This is a genomic window from Acinetobacter dispersus (genome assembly GCF_009884975.1).
GTDB lineage: Bacteria > Pseudomonadota > Gammaproteobacteria > Pseudomonadales > Moraxellaceae > Acinetobacter > Acinetobacter dispersus.
The window spans coordinates 2453051-2470688 of sequence record NZ_CP041970.1; the positions used below are offsets into that span (position 1 = coordinate 2453051).

At 40.7% G+C, this 17638-nt stretch carries 12 protein-coding genes; 2 read left to right on the top strand and 10 right to left on the bottom strand.

Features of this window, described 5'->3' with window-relative positions; translation table 11 throughout:
• Positions 1-250: 250 nt before the first annotated feature.
• Both FPL17_RS11210 and FPL17_RS11215 read right to left on the bottom strand, forming a co-directional pair.
• Positions 251-3868, bottom strand: a complete 3618-nt coding sequence (locus tag FPL17_RS11210; protein ID WP_159885099.1) for a transporter substrate-binding domain-containing protein — start codon at positions 3866-3868, stop codon at positions 251-253.
• Between the two features lie 8 nt (positions 3869-3876).
• Complete coding sequence (locus FPL17_RS11215; protein ID WP_159885101.1) at positions 3877-4512, bottom strand: response regulator; 636 nt, start codon at positions 4510-4512, stop codon at positions 3877-3879.
• A 482-nt stretch (positions 4513-4994) separates the two neighbouring features.
• On the opposite strand from FPL17_RS11215, the gene dusA reads away from it, so the two are divergent.
• Together dusA and FPL17_RS11225 are read left to right on the top strand one after the other, a co-directional pair.
• Positions 4995-5999, top strand: a complete 1005-nt coding sequence (dusA, locus tag FPL17_RS11220) for a tRNA dihydrouridine(20/20a) synthase DusA (protein ID WP_159885103.1) — start codon at positions 4995-4997, stop codon at positions 5997-5999.
• A gap of 260 nt (positions 6000-6259) precedes the next feature.
• A complete protein-coding gene (locus FPL17_RS11225; protein WP_159885105.1) occupies positions 6260-6739 on the top strand; it encodes a CHAP domain-containing protein in 480 nt (159 codons plus the stop codon).
• Positions 6740-6921: 182 nt separating this feature from the next.
• Here FPL17_RS11225 and FPL17_RS11230 read toward each other — a convergent pair whose 3' ends face one another.
• The 8 genes from FPL17_RS11230 to FPL17_RS11265 all read right to left on the bottom strand — a co-directional run bounded on the left by FPL17_RS11230 (position 6922) and on the right by FPL17_RS11265 (position 17530).
• Positions 6922-8028: a DUF695 domain-containing protein gene (locus FPL17_RS11230; RefSeq protein ID WP_159885107.1), complete on the bottom strand. Its 1107-nt coding sequence runs from the start codon at positions 8026-8028 to the stop codon at positions 6922-6924.
• A 99-nt stretch (positions 8029-8127) separates the two neighbouring features.
• Positions 8128-8898, bottom strand: a complete 771-nt coding sequence (locus FPL17_RS11235) for a tRNA threonylcarbamoyladenosine dehydratase (protein ID WP_159885109.1) — start codon at positions 8896-8898, stop codon at positions 8128-8130.
• Between the two features lie 61 nt (positions 8899-8959).
• Positions 8960-10147 carry an MFS transporter gene (locus FPL17_RS11240; RefSeq protein WP_159885111.1) on the bottom strand — a complete coding sequence of 396 codons (1188 nt, stop codon included), beginning with the start codon at positions 10145-10147 and terminating at the stop codon, positions 8960-8962.
• A gap of 110 nt (positions 10148-10257) precedes the next feature.
• Positions 10258-13014 (bottom strand): aconitate hydratase AcnA, encoded by a 2757-nt coding sequence (acnA, locus tag FPL17_RS11245; protein ID WP_159885113.1) that lies wholly within the window; start codon positions 13012-13014, stop codon positions 10258-10260.
• Positions 13015-13140: 126 nt separating this feature from the next.
• Positions 13141-13956, bottom strand: a complete 816-nt coding sequence (locus FPL17_RS11250) for a TatD family hydrolase (protein WP_159885115.1) — start codon at positions 13954-13956, stop codon at positions 13141-13143.
• Positions 13956-14870 (bottom strand): RsiV family protein, encoded by a 915-nt coding sequence (locus FPL17_RS11255; protein WP_159885117.1) that lies wholly within the window; start codon positions 14868-14870, stop codon positions 13956-13958. Before FPL17_RS11255 ends, FPL17_RS11250 begins: the two co-directional genes overlap by 1 nt.
• A 119-nt stretch (positions 14871-14989) precedes the next feature.
• The gene (locus FPL17_RS11260) at positions 14990-15817 is read right to left on the bottom strand and encodes a hypothetical protein (protein ID WP_159885119.1); all 828 of its coding nucleotides are present in this window, start codon (positions 15815-15817) and stop codon (positions 14990-14992) included.
• A 123-nt stretch (positions 15818-15940) separates the two neighbouring features.
• Positions 15941-17530: a peptide chain release factor 3 gene (locus FPL17_RS11265; protein WP_005184862.1), complete on the bottom strand. Its 1590-nt coding sequence runs from the start codon at positions 17528-17530 to the stop codon at positions 15941-15943.
• Positions 17531-17638 lie beyond the last annotated feature (108 nt).

Below are 17638 nucleotides of genomic sequence, written 5' to 3' on the forward strand. Positions count from 1 at the left end.
ATGATTTCACTGTAGGGCTTCGACTACAAAACTTAGATATGTAGAAGCTATTAGAATAATTTTTAAGATACCACCCACCCATACAAATATTTATTTTTATTAATATAAAACAGAATCTTACAAAAAATACCAATCAGCCCCGAACAAAAATATCTAGAAAAATATGACGGTGATATCCGAATACGGCCACTCAATTGACTCTTATCGATGTATCTGATGCATAGATTCAGTTATACAACTGAATCCATCTTTAAATCAGTCCTTCATCAAGTTTTTCATTAGTCAGAAAATCATCTATTGCATCATTCAGCTGCGTAACAAGCTCTAATACTTGCTCGGATTTTTGTCTAAGCGATTCAGAATATGCAACATTTTCAGCATAACTTTCTAGTTCGCGACAATGTCTGTCAACATCGGATGCACCTAAAATCTGTGCCGCACCAGCCATACGATGAAAACATCGAGCTAATCCAGCATGATCTTGCTTTTCGATGCATAAACGGGCCCGTTGTATATCTTTAACATTTTCATTTCGTGTCGTCAGTAACAGCTGCTGCAACAACTCCGTATTATCATTCACTAAATGACGTAGAGCACTTAAGTCAACCAAACTCCCTAATTGTTTCTGTGTGGGTTTATTTTGAATGACACGGCGAACCACTTTATTTAAAAGTGCTTCTAATTGTGCTAACTGCAATGGTTTAAACAAACAATCATCCATATCCGCGGCCAAATAACGTGCCCGTTCTTCAGCTTGAGCATTTGCGGTGAGTCCAAAAATCGTCACTGGTCTGGCTGTTTCCTGACGCAACAACCGTGTCAAAGTGATTCCATCCATAACGGGCATATTGCAATCGGTAATCACCAAATCCAAATCATTTTTACGCCATAATTGTAAGGCTTGCTCCCCATTCTCAGCCTCTACAACAAAATGCCCTAAGCGTGTGAGTTGTGACTTGAGCAATAATCGATTCGCAGGATGATCATCCACAGCAAGAATTTTCAATGGTTGCATACGATCTATAACCGTCGTAATACTCTCAGTCGATGCAGGCTGAAATTGCCGATGCTCAACAGGCAAATGTACCGTAATGTGCGTTCCTTTTCCTTGCTCACTGCGTAGCGTGATTACGCCACCCATCATTTTGACCAATTGCATACATATCGCTAGGCCCAATCCAGTACCAACTTGCATTTTCCCAGCATCAGATTGCTTATACGGCGTAAATATTTGCCCTTGATCTTCTTCTGCAATCCCGACACCAGTATCAGAAACAACCAACTCCAAAATCATATGCTGATCTTTCTTACGTAAGCATTTCATCCCAATCTCAATGGAACCTTGCTCAGTAAATTTGATTGCATTACTAATTAAGTTAGACAGCACCTGATGAACACGCATCGGATCAATAAATATTTCATCTGGATGCCGAGCATCAATATGACTATATAAAGTCAAATTCTTTTGCCGCGCCAACCCTTCAAATACTCTGACTATAGGTTGCACTAACTCATCAAAATCAGTCCATTTGGGGGCCAATTCAAGCTCTCCAGACTCAATTTTGGCCATATCCAGAATTTCACCAATTAAATCCATGAGCGATTTAGCTGACTCATAGGCAACCTGTACCGCTTCCATATCATTTTTAGTAAACGTTTTATTGGTCACCGTAAGTTCAAGTAGACCAATAATGGCACTAATTGGCGTTCGGATCTCATGGCTCATTGTCGCTAGAAATGTACTTTTAGTTCGATTTGCCTGTTCTGCCCTTTCTCGTGCAGATGACAGTTCGAGTAACAATGCCTCGTGCTCGGTAATATCCTGCCAACTACAAATAAATCCAACAATTTCTCCATTTAACCCCATGTACGGAACTGCCTGATGGATGATTACACACATCTCATCACCATTTTTAATGGTATAGCGATGTCTTAATAGCGGCGAGCCATATGAATCCTTAAGCATCTCTTTTAGGGTCGAATATACGATTGCTAACGGGTGTGAAGGTGAAGTGAGTGCCAATTTATCTAAATACTTAATATCCAACTTAAAAAAATCTTCCCAAGCCTGATTGCGGCTTAGAATATTTCCTTCTCGATCAACCACGTAAACGGGTACCAACATACTATTAAATAATGTTTCTCTAAATTCGACCTGTTCCTTTAACTTCATTTGTGCTTTTTTACGTTTACTCATTTTTTGACGTAAGTAGTAATTCCAACTCAACGAAATCAGAACCAAAGCAACAAAAATCCCAGCCAGCCAATAAAACTCCCAACGATATACGGTCCATGTATTTAATTTGACCGTAGGGGTTCCTTGCCACTTGTACGCGATCACTGAAATATCCCGAGGAGAGATATCTGCTAAAGCCTTGTTGAGAATACTATAAAGTTCAGGTTCATCCCGTTGTACAGCAAAGGATATATGTGAAAGGTTATCTCCGATTCGAGTGGCAATCTTGAGTTCATTACGGAAATAACTATCAATCATATAATTGGCGCCAATCAGATTATGTACGGCGCCATCTACTTTTTTCTCTTTAACCCACTGCATTGCTAAACTGGCATTTTCAGCTTTGACCAATTTAATATGCGGATATTGTGTTTTTATCCATTCCCACAAAGAGTTACCTGGCGTAATCGCCAAACTTTTAACGTCCGATAATCCTTTTGGTGCTGTAGTGCTATTTTTGACGATCAAGACAAAAGGAGGCTGAATGTAAGGACGAGTAAAGATGAGTTGTTTATCTCGTTCATCACTGTAACTCATTGCAGCAATGAGATCGCCTTCATTTTGGTTCACCTTCTGAAACATGTCAGCAACGTTATCAGCCTCAACAGCCTTAAAATGTAAGCCTGTGCGTAAATGAATCAAACGTAGGACATCCGCACTAATCCCGTAAAATTGTCCGTTTGCATCCAGCATGGTAAATGGTGCATAGAGCGGATTAATAACAACACGTACTTCACGATTTTGGTCTAACCAACGCTGCTCCCGTTCGGTAAGTGCCAAACGTGACTGGAATTCCCATAAATCAGAGCCTGAACTCCAGTGATGTGAAATTGCTTTTCGCTGTGCTGGAGGAATAGCCGCCAATACCGTATTTACTGTGTGCTGTAACACATTTTCATCTGTTCGAAATAAAAAATGCGGTCCAGTTTCTTCGGTTGACAGGATTTCAGCGATCGATAACAAACTATCGTAATTTCGTTCGACCAAATAACTAACGGTAGCAAAGCTACCTATAAAATAATCATTATTTCCGAAAGCGACAGATGATAATGCTGTTGCAGGTGAGGCATAACGCACTGTCTTTGCTTGAGGATAATATTTTGCAACCCATTCATCAGATAAAGAATCATTCAGCAAAGCGATCCGTATATTCTGAGGTTTTTTTAAATTCCGTGTTAGAACTTCTTCTCGACTAACCAATGCAATTGCATCAGGAGTAAAAGGAATACTCGCTTTAAAATGTGCTTCATCAGTAATATCATTGGCATAATCAACTAGCATATCGACCTGCCCCTGATTCAGCCCATCAATTGCAGCATCTCGATCAGAATAGCGCATAACCTTAACGCGAACGCCTAAAGAATGGGCGATTAATAAGGTATAATCCGCGGCAATACCTTCAAAAATATCGGGTTCTAATAACAAAGCAAAAGGTGGATTTTTAGGGTCATAGACACCCACTTTTATTTCTTGTTTTTTCCCTAACCAACGCCAGTCTTTATCGTTTAATTCAAATTCAAGCTGGATCGGTGCTTCCCGACTGAATACTTTCATCAGTTGTGGTGACTCTGCCCGTACAGCACTGCAAAAAAGACAGAAGACTAAATAACCAAGTATCCATAGTTTTGGCATATGATTCCTTAGTCCAGATGATTACGTTGGGCAAAGTCATACAATTCCATCATATTTTTCAGTTCAAGCTTTTGCATCATGCGGCTCTTATAGGTACTCACTGTTTTATCACTGATATGCATGAGCGCCCCGATATCAATCACCTTCTCGCCTTTAGCTAAATAAAGTAGCACTTGTAATTCTTTGGGTGAAAGTTCAGCAATTTTATGCTTTTCAGTATCAGCATCACTTAACGTTGCATCAGCAGCGTGAAGACGAGCAAGCGCGCGCGGGAAATAGCCATAACCTCCTCTTAACGCACGAATCGCATCATGAAATTCAACAAGCTGATTTTTCTTACTAATAAATCCATCGGCACCAACACTAGCACAGCGCTTAATATAATGATCATCATCCTTGCCACTGAGCATCAACATACCGCCTTGGTAACCCGTTTTACGCAAGCGCTGAACAACCTCAATACCATTTAAAGATGGCATATCAATATCAATTACAACTAAATCAGGTCCAAGCTGCTTTATTAAAGAAACTGCATCCAAACCATCCCCAGTTTCTGCAACCACGGTCATACCTTCTTTTTCCAAGAGCATTCGAACAGCCAACCGTGCAACGGGATGATCGTCTACAATCACTGCGTTGTGCATATCTTTCCTTTAATATTTATATGATAGATCTTGTCAAAGTATAAATTTATGTAAAAAAAACCAATGAATTACGATGCTAATTTTACTACACCGTTCGGTTCATAATTGTATTTCTTTTACTACCTCGGAATTAGCTAAAAGCCATACACCAGTGTTCTTTGCTTTATCTTAGGACAGGTATTCTCAGATAAAAAATAGGATTAAAAATGGATATAAATCAAATATTTTTATAGTTTTTAGGTTTAATTTTTGAGATGTGGGATACAGGAATAGTATTATTGCGGGATATAAACATTGAGCCATGACTAGAGTATAAAAAACATAGCAGCTACAGTTAGATGCCCAAACACTGAAATATTGAAACTTAGCCAAAAGAGCCAAGCTCTTTAAGATTTAAACCATACCAAGCATAATTGGTGAATTGATCACAAAACTCGTATAATGCTGCCCTTTCTTTTCTTGTCCACATCCGAGAACCGTTTATGCAACCACTTGAATCATTAAAGCCACGTATTTCCGTCGCCCCGATGATGGATTGGACAACAAAAGATTACCGTTTTTTTGCACGCTTATTTAATCCAAATGTGGTGCTCTATACCGAGATGGTCACCACTGGTGCGATCATTTATGGTGGAGCAAACCGTCATTTAGACTTCAACCAACAAGAACATCCAATTGTGTTACAACTTGGCGGCTCAAATCCGCAAGATTTAGCCACCTGTACCAAAATGGCTGAAGATTGGGGTTATAACGAAGTCAATTTAAATGTAGGTTGTCCAAGCGATCGCGTTCAAAATAACAAGATTGGTGCATGCCTCATGGCTGAACCCAATCTCGTTGCCGAATGCATTCATAGCATGCAAAAAGCAGTATCGATTCCTGTGACGGTGAAACATCGTATTGGGATTGATGATATGCAGTCTTATGAAGAAATGCTGCATTTTGTGGATACCGTTGCAGCAACAGGTTGTACTCATTTTATCGTGCATGCACGTATTGCCATCTTGCAAGGTTTATCGCCTAAAGAAAACCGTGATGTTCCGCCATTACGTTATGACGATGTCTATCGCTTAAAGCAAGAACGTCCACACCTCACCATTGAGATTAACGGTGGCATCAAGACTTTTGATGAAACACAGCAACATTTACAGCATGTTGATGGGGTGATGATTGGTCGTGAAGCCTATCACAATCCATATCTTTTAGCTGAGATGGGACAACTGTGGAATCTAGAAACACCAGACCGTTTTGAGATTATGCAACAAATGATGCCATATATTCATCAGCGTGTTGCTGAGGGTGCACCGCTTTCAATTATCACACGTCATATTTTAGGTCTATTCCAAAACTTGCCTGGCGCAAGAAAATGGCGTCAAGCTCTGAGCGGTGGCAATGCCAAAACGATTGCTGATATCGAAAATGCAATTCAAAATATTCAAACAGCAATGCAAAGAACTGAAGATTACCTGAAAGAGCATCAACCTTAATTGATGCTCTCAAACTGCCAACTTCATCACAGTGTGAAATATCATTTTACAAATATGAAAGATTTCTTTAAAGAGAACTTAAACCTTTTATAATTAAGATGATCTTCAAAAAATATTCATTCTGAATTCATTATAATTCGATCAATTTGTTATATTATTACATTACATTTTAGGTTTTTGAAGATTTATCGCTTACTATGTGCCCCGTTAGAGATTCTGGCACACGTTCAGTTGTTTTGAAAATGCGGTAGAGATTCACAATGATTTATGATGCACCTTCAGTTGACCATAGTATGATTCACCCACCCTCGCAACAGGTGGTTATTCCTTATCGAGAGATGCCAAAGCTGCCATCGACCTCTGGAATTGATGTGAGTAAGTTCTCTCAGAAGTTGACCAAACGAGCATCTTATCGCAGCTCATCTCAATGTGCTAAATTCGTCAGAATCGCTTTACAATCCGCTGGTGCAAATATCGTTCAACATCCTGTTGCAGCATCAGACTGGGGACGTACCTTACAACAGATTGGTTATCAGAAAATCACTCCTGAATTTAATAATCCTCAGCCGGGTGACATTTATATTATCCACCGCACCAAGAAGCACCGTTACGGACATATTGCAGGCTTTACAGGTTCCCAGTGGGTGTCTGACTACAAGCAAACTAGCTATGATGTCTATAAAGATCCGAATGTGACGTATAGCTATTACCGCTTAGCACCACAGTATCCGCAGGCTTAATCTCTGGGTTGAGCCATTATCAACTCACCCAGCTTCTGCAACAGCGTAGTTAATACCCAGATGTAGCCTCCTCTTCACGATGAAACAAGCTCACTATTGATCATAGGAAATACTTTTCCATAAATTGGGTAGCAATCAAATCGCAATAGTCTAGTTACCCAACATTCTATTGATCTTGCTTTTTATCTTCCAAATTTACTCAGACACCGCCAATATTTGTCTTTGAAAAAACTAACCTCAATTTCAAAGTTATCTTCATGATTTTGAATAATTTGGTCAATTACCTTGGATGGCTTTCTAAAATCCTTACAAGCGAGATATATCGTTCTTAAATGATTACCAGTTTCACGACCAATATTTAGATATCCATCAACATCTTTTAATTCAGCAACTAATGCCTGTTCAACACTTTCAAGCAGTTCATATTGATTCGATGGTGGCATACCATTAAAGTTCTCCCCACCATAGCGTATTTCAATAATCATCATCCAAGGATGTGATGCTTTTTTATCCCACTCTAATAATGTACTGTTTAAAATGGCGATAAGAGGTAAACCGTCATTCGTCTCTCCTTCTAAACTAATATATTCATCCTCATCAGTATTTGAACGAATCACTTTATCAAAACGAGAGATTTCACTGTTTTTTAAGGTTAAAATTTTCTTTAAATTTGCAATCGGCATTAATTCTTTTTCAGCATCTTGTTTAGATTGCACTGAAACTTGATCGAGTTTGGTTACCGAATCATATTCCCCCAAGTAATTGTCTAAGAAAATATAAACGCCTTGTAAAAATTCACTTTTTTGCGCTTCATTATATTCATCATGAACTACAAATAGGTCAATTTCATCTGGATATTCAGGATGGTCTTTTAGGTAAAAAGATAAGGTGTCTTGACTAAATTCATGGTCATGCATGCCAATACAGGTCTGATGGATTTCACTAGCGGGTTTAAGGGCTGTAAATTTCCATCCTGTAATTTCAGGCGCTGCAGCAATAAGCTCTTCTACAAAGATAATATTTCGAATCACCCCATCAGGTGTTAATATAAGTTCAGCTGTGTGTTCATCTGCCATTCCTACTAGGAAAAAAATTCCATCATGAACGCTCGCCAATTCAGCCCATAATTTATCAAAGAAATCTTCTTGGATTTTATCTTGATCCCTTGCTTCGACTATTCGGTGAAAATCATATTGATGTTTCTGAAACCATTGCCAAAACTCGGCATAACTATTTTTATTGTTTGATATAAGCTGTTCTGTATTGTCTAAAGTATTTTTTAAACTCATGTTGATTATTCTCTACTTTTTTATCTATCACTAATCAATTTCGCTCAATTGCGGTGGTTGTTAAATGCCTGTTAAATAAGGGCTAATCACCCTCAACAACTATTTGCTAGTCTGCATACGATCCAGTTTCTTTAAGACTTCAGCCACTGCCACCATGGCAAAGCTTGAAGTCACTACCACCGCCGAACCATATCCCCCGCAGCGTAGACCCGCACTTGGGCAAACATCTACACTGGAAAATGGGTTATCGATCGAATACACGCAAGTGATGCCAAATTTCTCTTTTGGCTTTTTGCAAATCCCCATAGAACGCAATTGGGTACGTAACTTTGCCAACATGGGATCTTGTTCAGTTTTGGACAAATCTGCCACGCGAATCTTCAATGGATCAAGCTTTCCACCTGCACCACCCGAAACAATCAATGGGATTTTGTTAAAACGACAATGTAGCATCAAGGCAAGTTTAGCTTTGACGTCATCAATACAATCCAGAACAATGCTTGGCACTGGATTTAGAATTTCTTTGACATTTTCAGGCGTCAGATAATCATCAATCACGTTTACTTTCATACGTGGATTAATTTGACGACAACGCTCTGCCATCACTTCGATTTTCTCTTGTCCCAGTGTCGAACTCATCGCTGGCAATTGACGGTTAATATTCGATGCGGCCACCACATCCATATCGACTAAGGTCAGCTCACCAATGCCTGTCCGTGCCAATGCCTCAACGGCCCAACTGCCGACGCCACCAATCCCAATCACCATGACATGACTTTGTTCATAATGCGAAAATGCATTTTCTCCATAAATTTTGGCGACACCAGCAAAACGGCGCTCATATTCATCATTTACAGGAACATCGGTCATCACAGTCGTGGTCTATCTTTTAAATCAAAGCACTATTTTACCGTGTTTAACTGGTTTTAGGTTAGCCCACTGAAACTTTACTTGATGGTTGATCTCGGCGAATTAAAATAACCAACAGGGTAAAAACGATCAGACTCATGCATAGAGCCAACAGGTTTGCATTGATCCATCCGAGGCTACTCAAAATCGGTGCAGGTAAAAATGCTCCCAAAGTCGCAAACAAAGCAATTCCTGTTTCATTGATGCCTTGGACACGATGCTTTTGCTGTTCGTTAAGACCTGCTAACAAGGTTGATGCACCTGAATAAGCAAAATTCCAACCCACGCCTAGAACGATCAAGGCAATATTAATATAGATACCGACCTGTCCAAACATTGGAATTAAAGACGATAACATCAACAAAGCAAAACCAACATAAATCGTGGTATGCGTTCCCCATCGTTGAATTAGTTTCGACACAAAGAAGGATGGGATAAACATTGCCAGCACATGTAGCTGAATCGAGATCGAAGCATAATGAAATGAGTGATGTTCCTTGAGATGCAAGGAGGACATAATCATCATGACATTCATAATATAGTAGGCAAATGCTCCGCTGATCACCGCAGCAATAATCAAAGTACTTGGCAGTTTGCTACGCTGGGTTGGTTCAATTAGCACCTGCTGTATCTGCTGGCGTTGAAATTTTTTGTTCCATAGATACAAAGTCGGAGAGAGTAACAAAGCCAAGACACTAAAGATGAAATAGATCGCAGTGAAATCGGGTAAACCTGCTACCTGCTGAAATTGAATTGCCAATATGGGCGCAATAATTGCTGCAATCACGCCGCCCGAAATGACCATTGCAGTGGCTTTCGGAATTAAATCTGTTGCTAGCCGATCAGAAGCAGCAAAGCGATAAAAATTCGCAGTGGAGATAAATAAACCCAGTGAAAAATGACTGAGGCATAATAAATAAAACTGTTGCTGCTGTAGAGCCAAATAACCGAGAACACCGGCAGAGAAAAGACAGATGCAACCAAACTGGAAAACCAAATGCCGGCCAAGCTTTTTCATTAGAAAAGAAAAAATAAAAGTGGTCAGTAGCATCGCTAAAAACTGCAAACCATATGGAACCGTAGCCAAAGCCTGAGTTGGCGCTAACTTTAATCCCACAATTGCAGCCACGGTAACAGACAGCACCGCAGCAATTAAGTTAAAGGCCTGTGCAACCAAGAGGTAATAAACATAGCGAGGTAACTGATTCAAAGCCTTTATCCAATTTAATCGGGCCTGACTACCTTAACGCTGAATGTTTAAAATTCAAACAAAAAAAGATGAAAGACCAGCTTTCATCTTTGATTTAAGAGTGTGTTTCGTTATGCAGCAATCAGATTGCGTAATACATAATGCAAGATACCACCTGCTTTAAAGTATTCTACCTCATTCAATGTATCAATACGGCATAACACTTTGAACTGGTCTTGACTGCCATCTTCTCGTTGTACCTGAATATCCAAAGTTTGATGTGGTTGGATATCATCAGATAATCCATGAATCAACAGTACTTCCCGACCAGTGAGGTTCAAGGATTGACGTGTTTGCCCATCCACAAACTGTAATGGCAATACGCCCATGCCGACCAAATTAGAGCGGTGAATCCGTTCGAAACTTTCAGCAATAACCGCCTTAACCCCTAAGAGATTGGTCCCTTTTGCGGCCCAGTCTCGTGACGAACCCGTTCCATATTCCTTACCTGCAATAATCACCAACGGTGTTTTCTGTTGCTGGTACAGCATAGATGCATCATAGATGGCCTGCTTTTCACCTGTTGGAATAAAGATGGTATTACCACCTTCTTCACCACCCAGCATTTCATTCTTGATTCGGATATTGGCAAAAGTTCCGCGCATCATCACTTCATGATTACCACGTCGAGAGCCGTAGGAGTTGAAATCTTTTGGCTCAACCCCCTGCTGCTGTAAATAGCGTCCTGCTGGGCTGTCTTTCTTGATATTCCCTGCTGGAGAGATATGATCGGTGGTGACTGAATCACCCAATACCGCCAAGATGCGTGCTTGTTCAATATTGCGAATGGCTTTGGGTGGTTGATTAATTTCTTCAAAAAATGGTGGATGGCGAATATAAGTCGAATTATCTTGCCACGCATAAGTTTGGCTTTGTGGAATCTGAATCGCCTGCCAAGTTGCATCACCATCAAATACTGCTGCATATTCTTTATGGAACATGTCGGTATTCACTTTTTGCAGTACTTGATCAATTTCAAACTGACTTGGCCAAATGTCTTTCAAATAAACATCTTGACCATCTTTGCCTTGTCCAATTGGTTGCGTGGTTAAATCAGTACGGATATTCCCCGCTAAACCATAAGCCACGACCAAAGGTGGAGACGCCAACCAGTTGGTTTTTACCAATGGATGAACGCGTCCCTCAAAGTTACGGTTACCTGAAAGCACCGAAGCAACATTTAAATCATGGCACTGAATTGCTTCTTCAATCGGTTCAGGTAAAGGCCCAGAGTTACCGATACAGGTGGTACAACCATAACCAACCAAGTTATAACCCAACTCATCCAAGTATGGTGTTACACCTGCAGCCGCTAAATAATCAGTGACCACTTTAGAACCTGGAGCCAGCGAGCTTTTCACCCATGGTTTGCGTTGCAGACCTTTTTCAATTGCTTTTTTAGCCAATAGTCCCGCAGCTAACATCACACTTGGATTGGATGTGTTGGTACATGAAGTGATTGCTGAAATCACCACATCACCATCCTTCAATGGATACGATTTTCCATCAATGGTACAAGCAGGTTCTTCATGTGCTAAATTCGCTTTCTTGGCTTCAACAGCCGTACCTCCGCCGCCTTCATTCTCTAAACGTTCTTTGGCTTCTTTCGCAGGTTTTAAATTCAGCTCCATCAATGCATTAAATGTTTTTGGTACATCAGCCAACAAAACCCGATCTTGTGGACGTTTTGGCCCAGCCAGACTGGCTTGTACGGTACTCATATCCAGACTCAAGGTATCGGTAAATACAGGTTCATCGCCTGCATGACGCCACAAGCCTTGTTGTTTACTATAGGCTTCGACTAAATCTATACGTTCTTGTTTGCGGCCAGTTAGGGCTAAATACCCCAATGTCACATCATCAATCGGGAAGAAACCACAGGTTGCCCCATATTCAGGTGCCATATTGGCAATGGTCGCACGATCAGCCAATGGTAAATCAGCCAAACCATCGCCATAAAATTCAACAAATTTACCCACTACACCTTTTTGACGCAGCATCTGGGTAATGGTCAGAACTAAATCGGTTGCAGTAATCCCTTCATTCAACTTGCCTGTGAGCTTGAATCCAATCACTTCTGGAATCAACATGGATACAGGCTGCCCGAGCATGGCTGCTTCGGCTTCAATCCCACCCACACCCCAACCGAGAACACCCAATCCATTGATCATGGTGGTATGTGAATCTGTACCCACCAAGGTATCTGGAAAGGCAAAAACCTGACCTTCATCATCACCTAACCAGACCGCTTGCGCTAAGTATTCTAAATTGACTTGGTGGCAAATCCCTGTACCAGGTGGCACCACACTAAAATTATTAAATGCAGATTGTCCCCAACGCAGGAATTGATAACGCTCACCATTGCGTTGCATTTCAATTTCAACATTCTCGGCAAAGGCATTTTCATCAGCAAAATGATCAACCATCACCGAATGGTCAATGACCAGATCAACGGGTGACAAAGGATTGATCAGGTTAGGATCACCGCCTGCTTGAGACATTGCGGCACGCATCGCAGCCAGATCGACCACTGCAGGAACACCCGTGAAATCCTGCATTAACACACGTGCAGGGCGATACTGAATTTCCTGATCAGAACTTTTGGTTTTCTGCCAATCAACCAAGGCCTGAATATGCTCCACTTTTACACTTTTTTGATCTTCGAAACGGAGTAAATTTTCTAGCAAAACCTTTAAAGACTTTGGCAATTTATCAATATTGCCAAGTGTTTCAGCTGCTCGCGCTAAACTATAGATTTGATAGGATGTCGAACCGACGGTGAGTGTTTGTAATGCATTGAAACTATTGATTTTGCTATATCTGGCCATAAGGTTACCCTCCCAGTATTGGCTGATTTGTTTATTATCAAATTGTTCTTTTAATGTACCCCTGTTTAGAAAAGCATGTGTTCCCTTTTAGTATCTTATTTTTAACGAGATTATTTGCTTATTCTCTTAAAATTTAAGTCGCAACGCACCCAATGAGTTTTGCCATACTTGTGCAGCCAGCTGCAACTTAGGCTGGTCAAGGGTCTGAGCCAAACTTTCTAGAACATAAGGTAAATTGACTGGGGTATTACGGGTGCGATGCTCGGTCGAAGTTTGGCAACACAACGGCGTCATATCTGGACAATCTGTTTCAATCACCAAATTTTCACTGCCAATCGCCTGCACCACTTGATGCAGTTTTTTAGCATTCGGATTGGTGATTTGTCCTGTCACCCCAATTTTAAAACCCAGTTTAACCAAGGCTTTGGCTTCTTCGATTCCACCACTAAAAGCATGGGCAATGCCACCTAATTTGAATTTTTGTGTTTTTAAAATGGCAATGGTTTCTGCATGCGCCTTACGGATATGTAATAACACAGGCTTTTGATACTGTGTTGCCAATGCCAATTGCTCAATAAAATAATGTTGTTGCTTGGCAAACAGTTCAGGCTGTTTATGTTGTTTTAAAAAAGTATCTAAACCAATTTCACCTACAGCCACACAGTCATGTTGTTGTAAGACTTGCTCAAGCCGCTGTAAATGTTCTGGCTGATGTTGTTCAATATAAAAAGGATGCAAGCCAGGTGCCAGATAAGAAGTCGGCACCTTATCCCAAGCGTGTAATTGTTGATGGGTATGGATCAGCTCATCAAATCTAGACTCAACAAAACCGATTAACACCAAAGCATCGACCCCAACCCGTTTTGCTTGCTCAGCCAAATGTTGCCGATCATGATCAAAATCGGCAACATCAAAATGGGTATGGGTATCGAACAGTTGCATTAACTTTGACTTGGTGTACTTGCAGCAGGCGTAGACGCTGCTGGCTGATCAATTTTTGGTAAATATTCAGGTTTTAAAACACCCTGCAATTCACTAAATGGAATCACTAAACGCGGTAAACCTACGACATAAGGACCAATGTCATATTCGCCATATTGCAGAATTAAACCCTGTTCACCTAATAAGAAATTATCGGTGACTTGGAATGGCCAAGCCTGTTCATATTCTTTCGGATCAGTTGCGAGTTTTGAATCGACAATCCACGCTTTAAATGCTTCATGCGCCAGTTTGTCTAAAGTTGCTTTTTGCTTCGGCAATAATAGGTCATGCAATTGAATCTGTTTTTGATTCGCTAAATCAAAGTTATAGTAACGTTGAGAGGTTGAACCATGTGCTCCACCTAAATAACTGCTGCTATTCAACACTACAGTTGCCAGCTTGCCTTTCGGTTGTAAAATCTTTGGCTTAACCATCAAACTGATCTGATGACTACTACTCAGTGCTTTTAACTCATCATCTATTTTAACAAAGGCGTTGGCATAGGCCTGTGCCTGAGCATCTAGACCTGTTTTTTGCTCAGTCGTTTTTGCTGTAGATGCTGCTGAAGCATCGGCATCAACCACATCAAGCATTTTACTCAGCTGATCGAGAATCTGCTGATCCAGTAACTGGTCAATGAATGGGAAATTACTTTCTAATCGTTCAACGGTAAAATCTGGGCAGGTATTACCTTTACACTCAGGTAAAGTCACCTGTAGCTTCACGGTTTCACCACGCAAAATCGGCTCGGCAGTTTGCTGTGCCGCTGGTGGATCTGTCGGTTTATCCTGTGATTCTTTAGGTTCTGATTTCGGCTGGCAAGCAGCAAGTAGAATTGCACAAGCAAGCACGCTGTATTTAGCAATTGTTTTCATTTAAAACCTATCAGCATTGTTATTACACAAGATTTTTAAATGCTATCGAACTTCATACAAAACCGCTAGCAGTGCATGCAATTTCTATACGAATCTCAAGAATCTTGTACTCAACCTGATTAGAACATTTGCTGGTAAATTTCAGCTTGTAGCATCTGTTTACTTTGTTCAGTGGTTAAATAAATATCTAACTGTGGTGCATCCTTACTAATTTCATTGGCACGATAATGTAATCCAATGCCCTCACCATCAAAGAACCAATCTGCCTGCCCCCAATATAATTTTTTCGGCACCTGCTTTTTCACTTCTGCTGATTGTTTTGCAATCCACTGTTGATAATGCGCCTGAACAATATCGTTTAATGCATTTTGCTGTTTTTTCTGGATCACATCCAACACACTGAGGCTCTTTTGTAGCTTGCGATCTGCAACAAAGAAATAGAAACGATCTTTAACCGCAATATCTTCTTGTTGTGCATTTACCCCAACTTGTAGCAACACATATTGGTTACGCTGCGAGGCAATTCGGGTATTTAAATGCAGTTCATAAGCTTTATTCTTAGAATATTTATCCTGCCATTCATCCGACTTTTTCACATAGGCATTAATTGCCTGTTGCAAGGTTAAATTTTTATTCAACTCAATCTGTTGTTGAATCACGTTGGCCTGATTTTTCGCAATCCATGCATTCAGCCAATCATCTTGGGTTTTAATGGTTTGAATATCGACATCAATACAATTTTTCTTTTCACAAAATGGCAAAGCATAATCTGCCTTGGCTTCTTTCATATTTAAATAAGGGAGAACTTCGGCTTTTTCGGCAGACACAGCGACTTGTTCTTTACTTTTAGCGGCATCCGTCTCATTTTTCTTAGGATGATCACATGCGGTTAAAGCCATCATTCCAATCAATACACTGACAGCAAAAAGTGGTTTTAAAGTGTTCATCACATCATCCTTTATTTTAATCCCTCCCAACCTCCCTTTATAAAAGGGAGGAGCATCACGAATCTAAATAGTTATAGACTCGTGAAAAAGTCCCTCTTTTATAAAGAGGGATCTAGGGAGATTCTAGTGTTCTCGTGTGTTACGGAACTGAATGTCTGGCCAACGCTCTTGCATCAGCTGTAAGTTTACGCGGCTTGGTGCAAGATAAGTTAAGTGGCCACCGCCATCAACTGAAAGTTGATCATGTGCTTTTTTCTTAAACTCATTCAGTATCTTTTCGTCATCACAATGCACCCAACGAACCGTATGCACACTGACAGGCTCATAAATACAGTCCACTTTATATTCTTCTTTTAAGCGGTAAGCGACCACATCAAACTGTAACACACCGACAGCACCGACAATCAGATCATTACTGATTTGTGGCATGAAAACCTGAGTTGCACCCTCTTCAGATAACTCTTTCAGACCTTTTTGCAGCTGCTTCGATTTCAACGGATCTTTTAAGCGAACACGACGGAACATTTCAGGTGCGAAGTGTGGAATCCCTGTGAAATGAAGATTTTCACCGCTGGTAAAGGTATCACCAATCTGAATAGTACCGTGGTTATGCAAACCAATGATATCGCCCGGCCAAGCTTCTTCGAGGTGTTCACGCTCACCTGCAAGGAAAGTCAATGCATCACTGATACGTACATCTTTACCAATACGCACATGATTCATTTTCAAGCCTTTTTCATATTTACCCGAGCAAATACGCATAAAGGCAATACGGTCACGGTGTTTCGGGTCCATGTTGGCTTGGATTTTAAACACGAAGCCTGTGAAACCTTCTTCATTGGCATCCACAATACGTTCTTGTGTTGGATGTGCCTTTGGTTCTGGCGCCCAATTGATAAAGGTATCCAAGACATGGTCAACCGCAAAGTTACCCAATGCTGTACCGAAAAGAACAGGGGTTTGTTTACCTTGTAAGAATAATTCACGGTCTAATGGTTCATTTGCCATTTGCACCAGCTCAAGGGATTCTTCAAAAGAAGCCCATGCCAACTCACCCACTTTTTCACGGATATCCGGATGATCATAACCATCACGAACATCAATATCGGTAATCGTTGAGCCAAACCCTGCTTTATAGACATACAGTTTGTTTTCAAGCAAGTTATAAACACCTGCAAAGTCACGCCCCATACCTAAAGGCCATGTGATTGGCACACAGCGAATATTCAGGACATTTTCAATTTCATCGAGCAACTCTAAAGGCTCGCGAATTTCACGGTCCATTTTGTTCACAAATGAAATGATTGGTGTGTCGCGCATACGACACACTTCCATCAATTTAATGGTACGTTCTTCGACACCTTTTGCACCATCGATCACCATTAAAGCTGAGTCAACTGCGGTTAATGTACGGTAGGTATCTTCCGAGAAGTCTTCATGTCCCGGTGTATCGAGTAAGTTAATGGTGTGCTTTTTATAAGGGAACTGCATCACCGACGTGGTAATCGAGATACCACGTTCTTTTTCCATTTCCATCCAGTCAGACGTTGCAGAGCGGTCAGACTTACGGCTTTTTACCATACCAGCAACTTGAATCGCCTTACCCCATAACAACAGTTTTTCTGTCATGGTGGTCTTACCCGCATCGGGGTGGGAAATGATCGCAAATGTGCGTCGTTGGGCAACCTGTGCCGCTAATTCATCTTTAAACATGCTAAAAATCTACAATTTGTGCACCCATGTGTATCTGCAAACGATGGCAAGAACAGATGGCGTGCGAAAGAATTTAAAATTGGCGCAATTGTAGCAGATTTCTAAAAT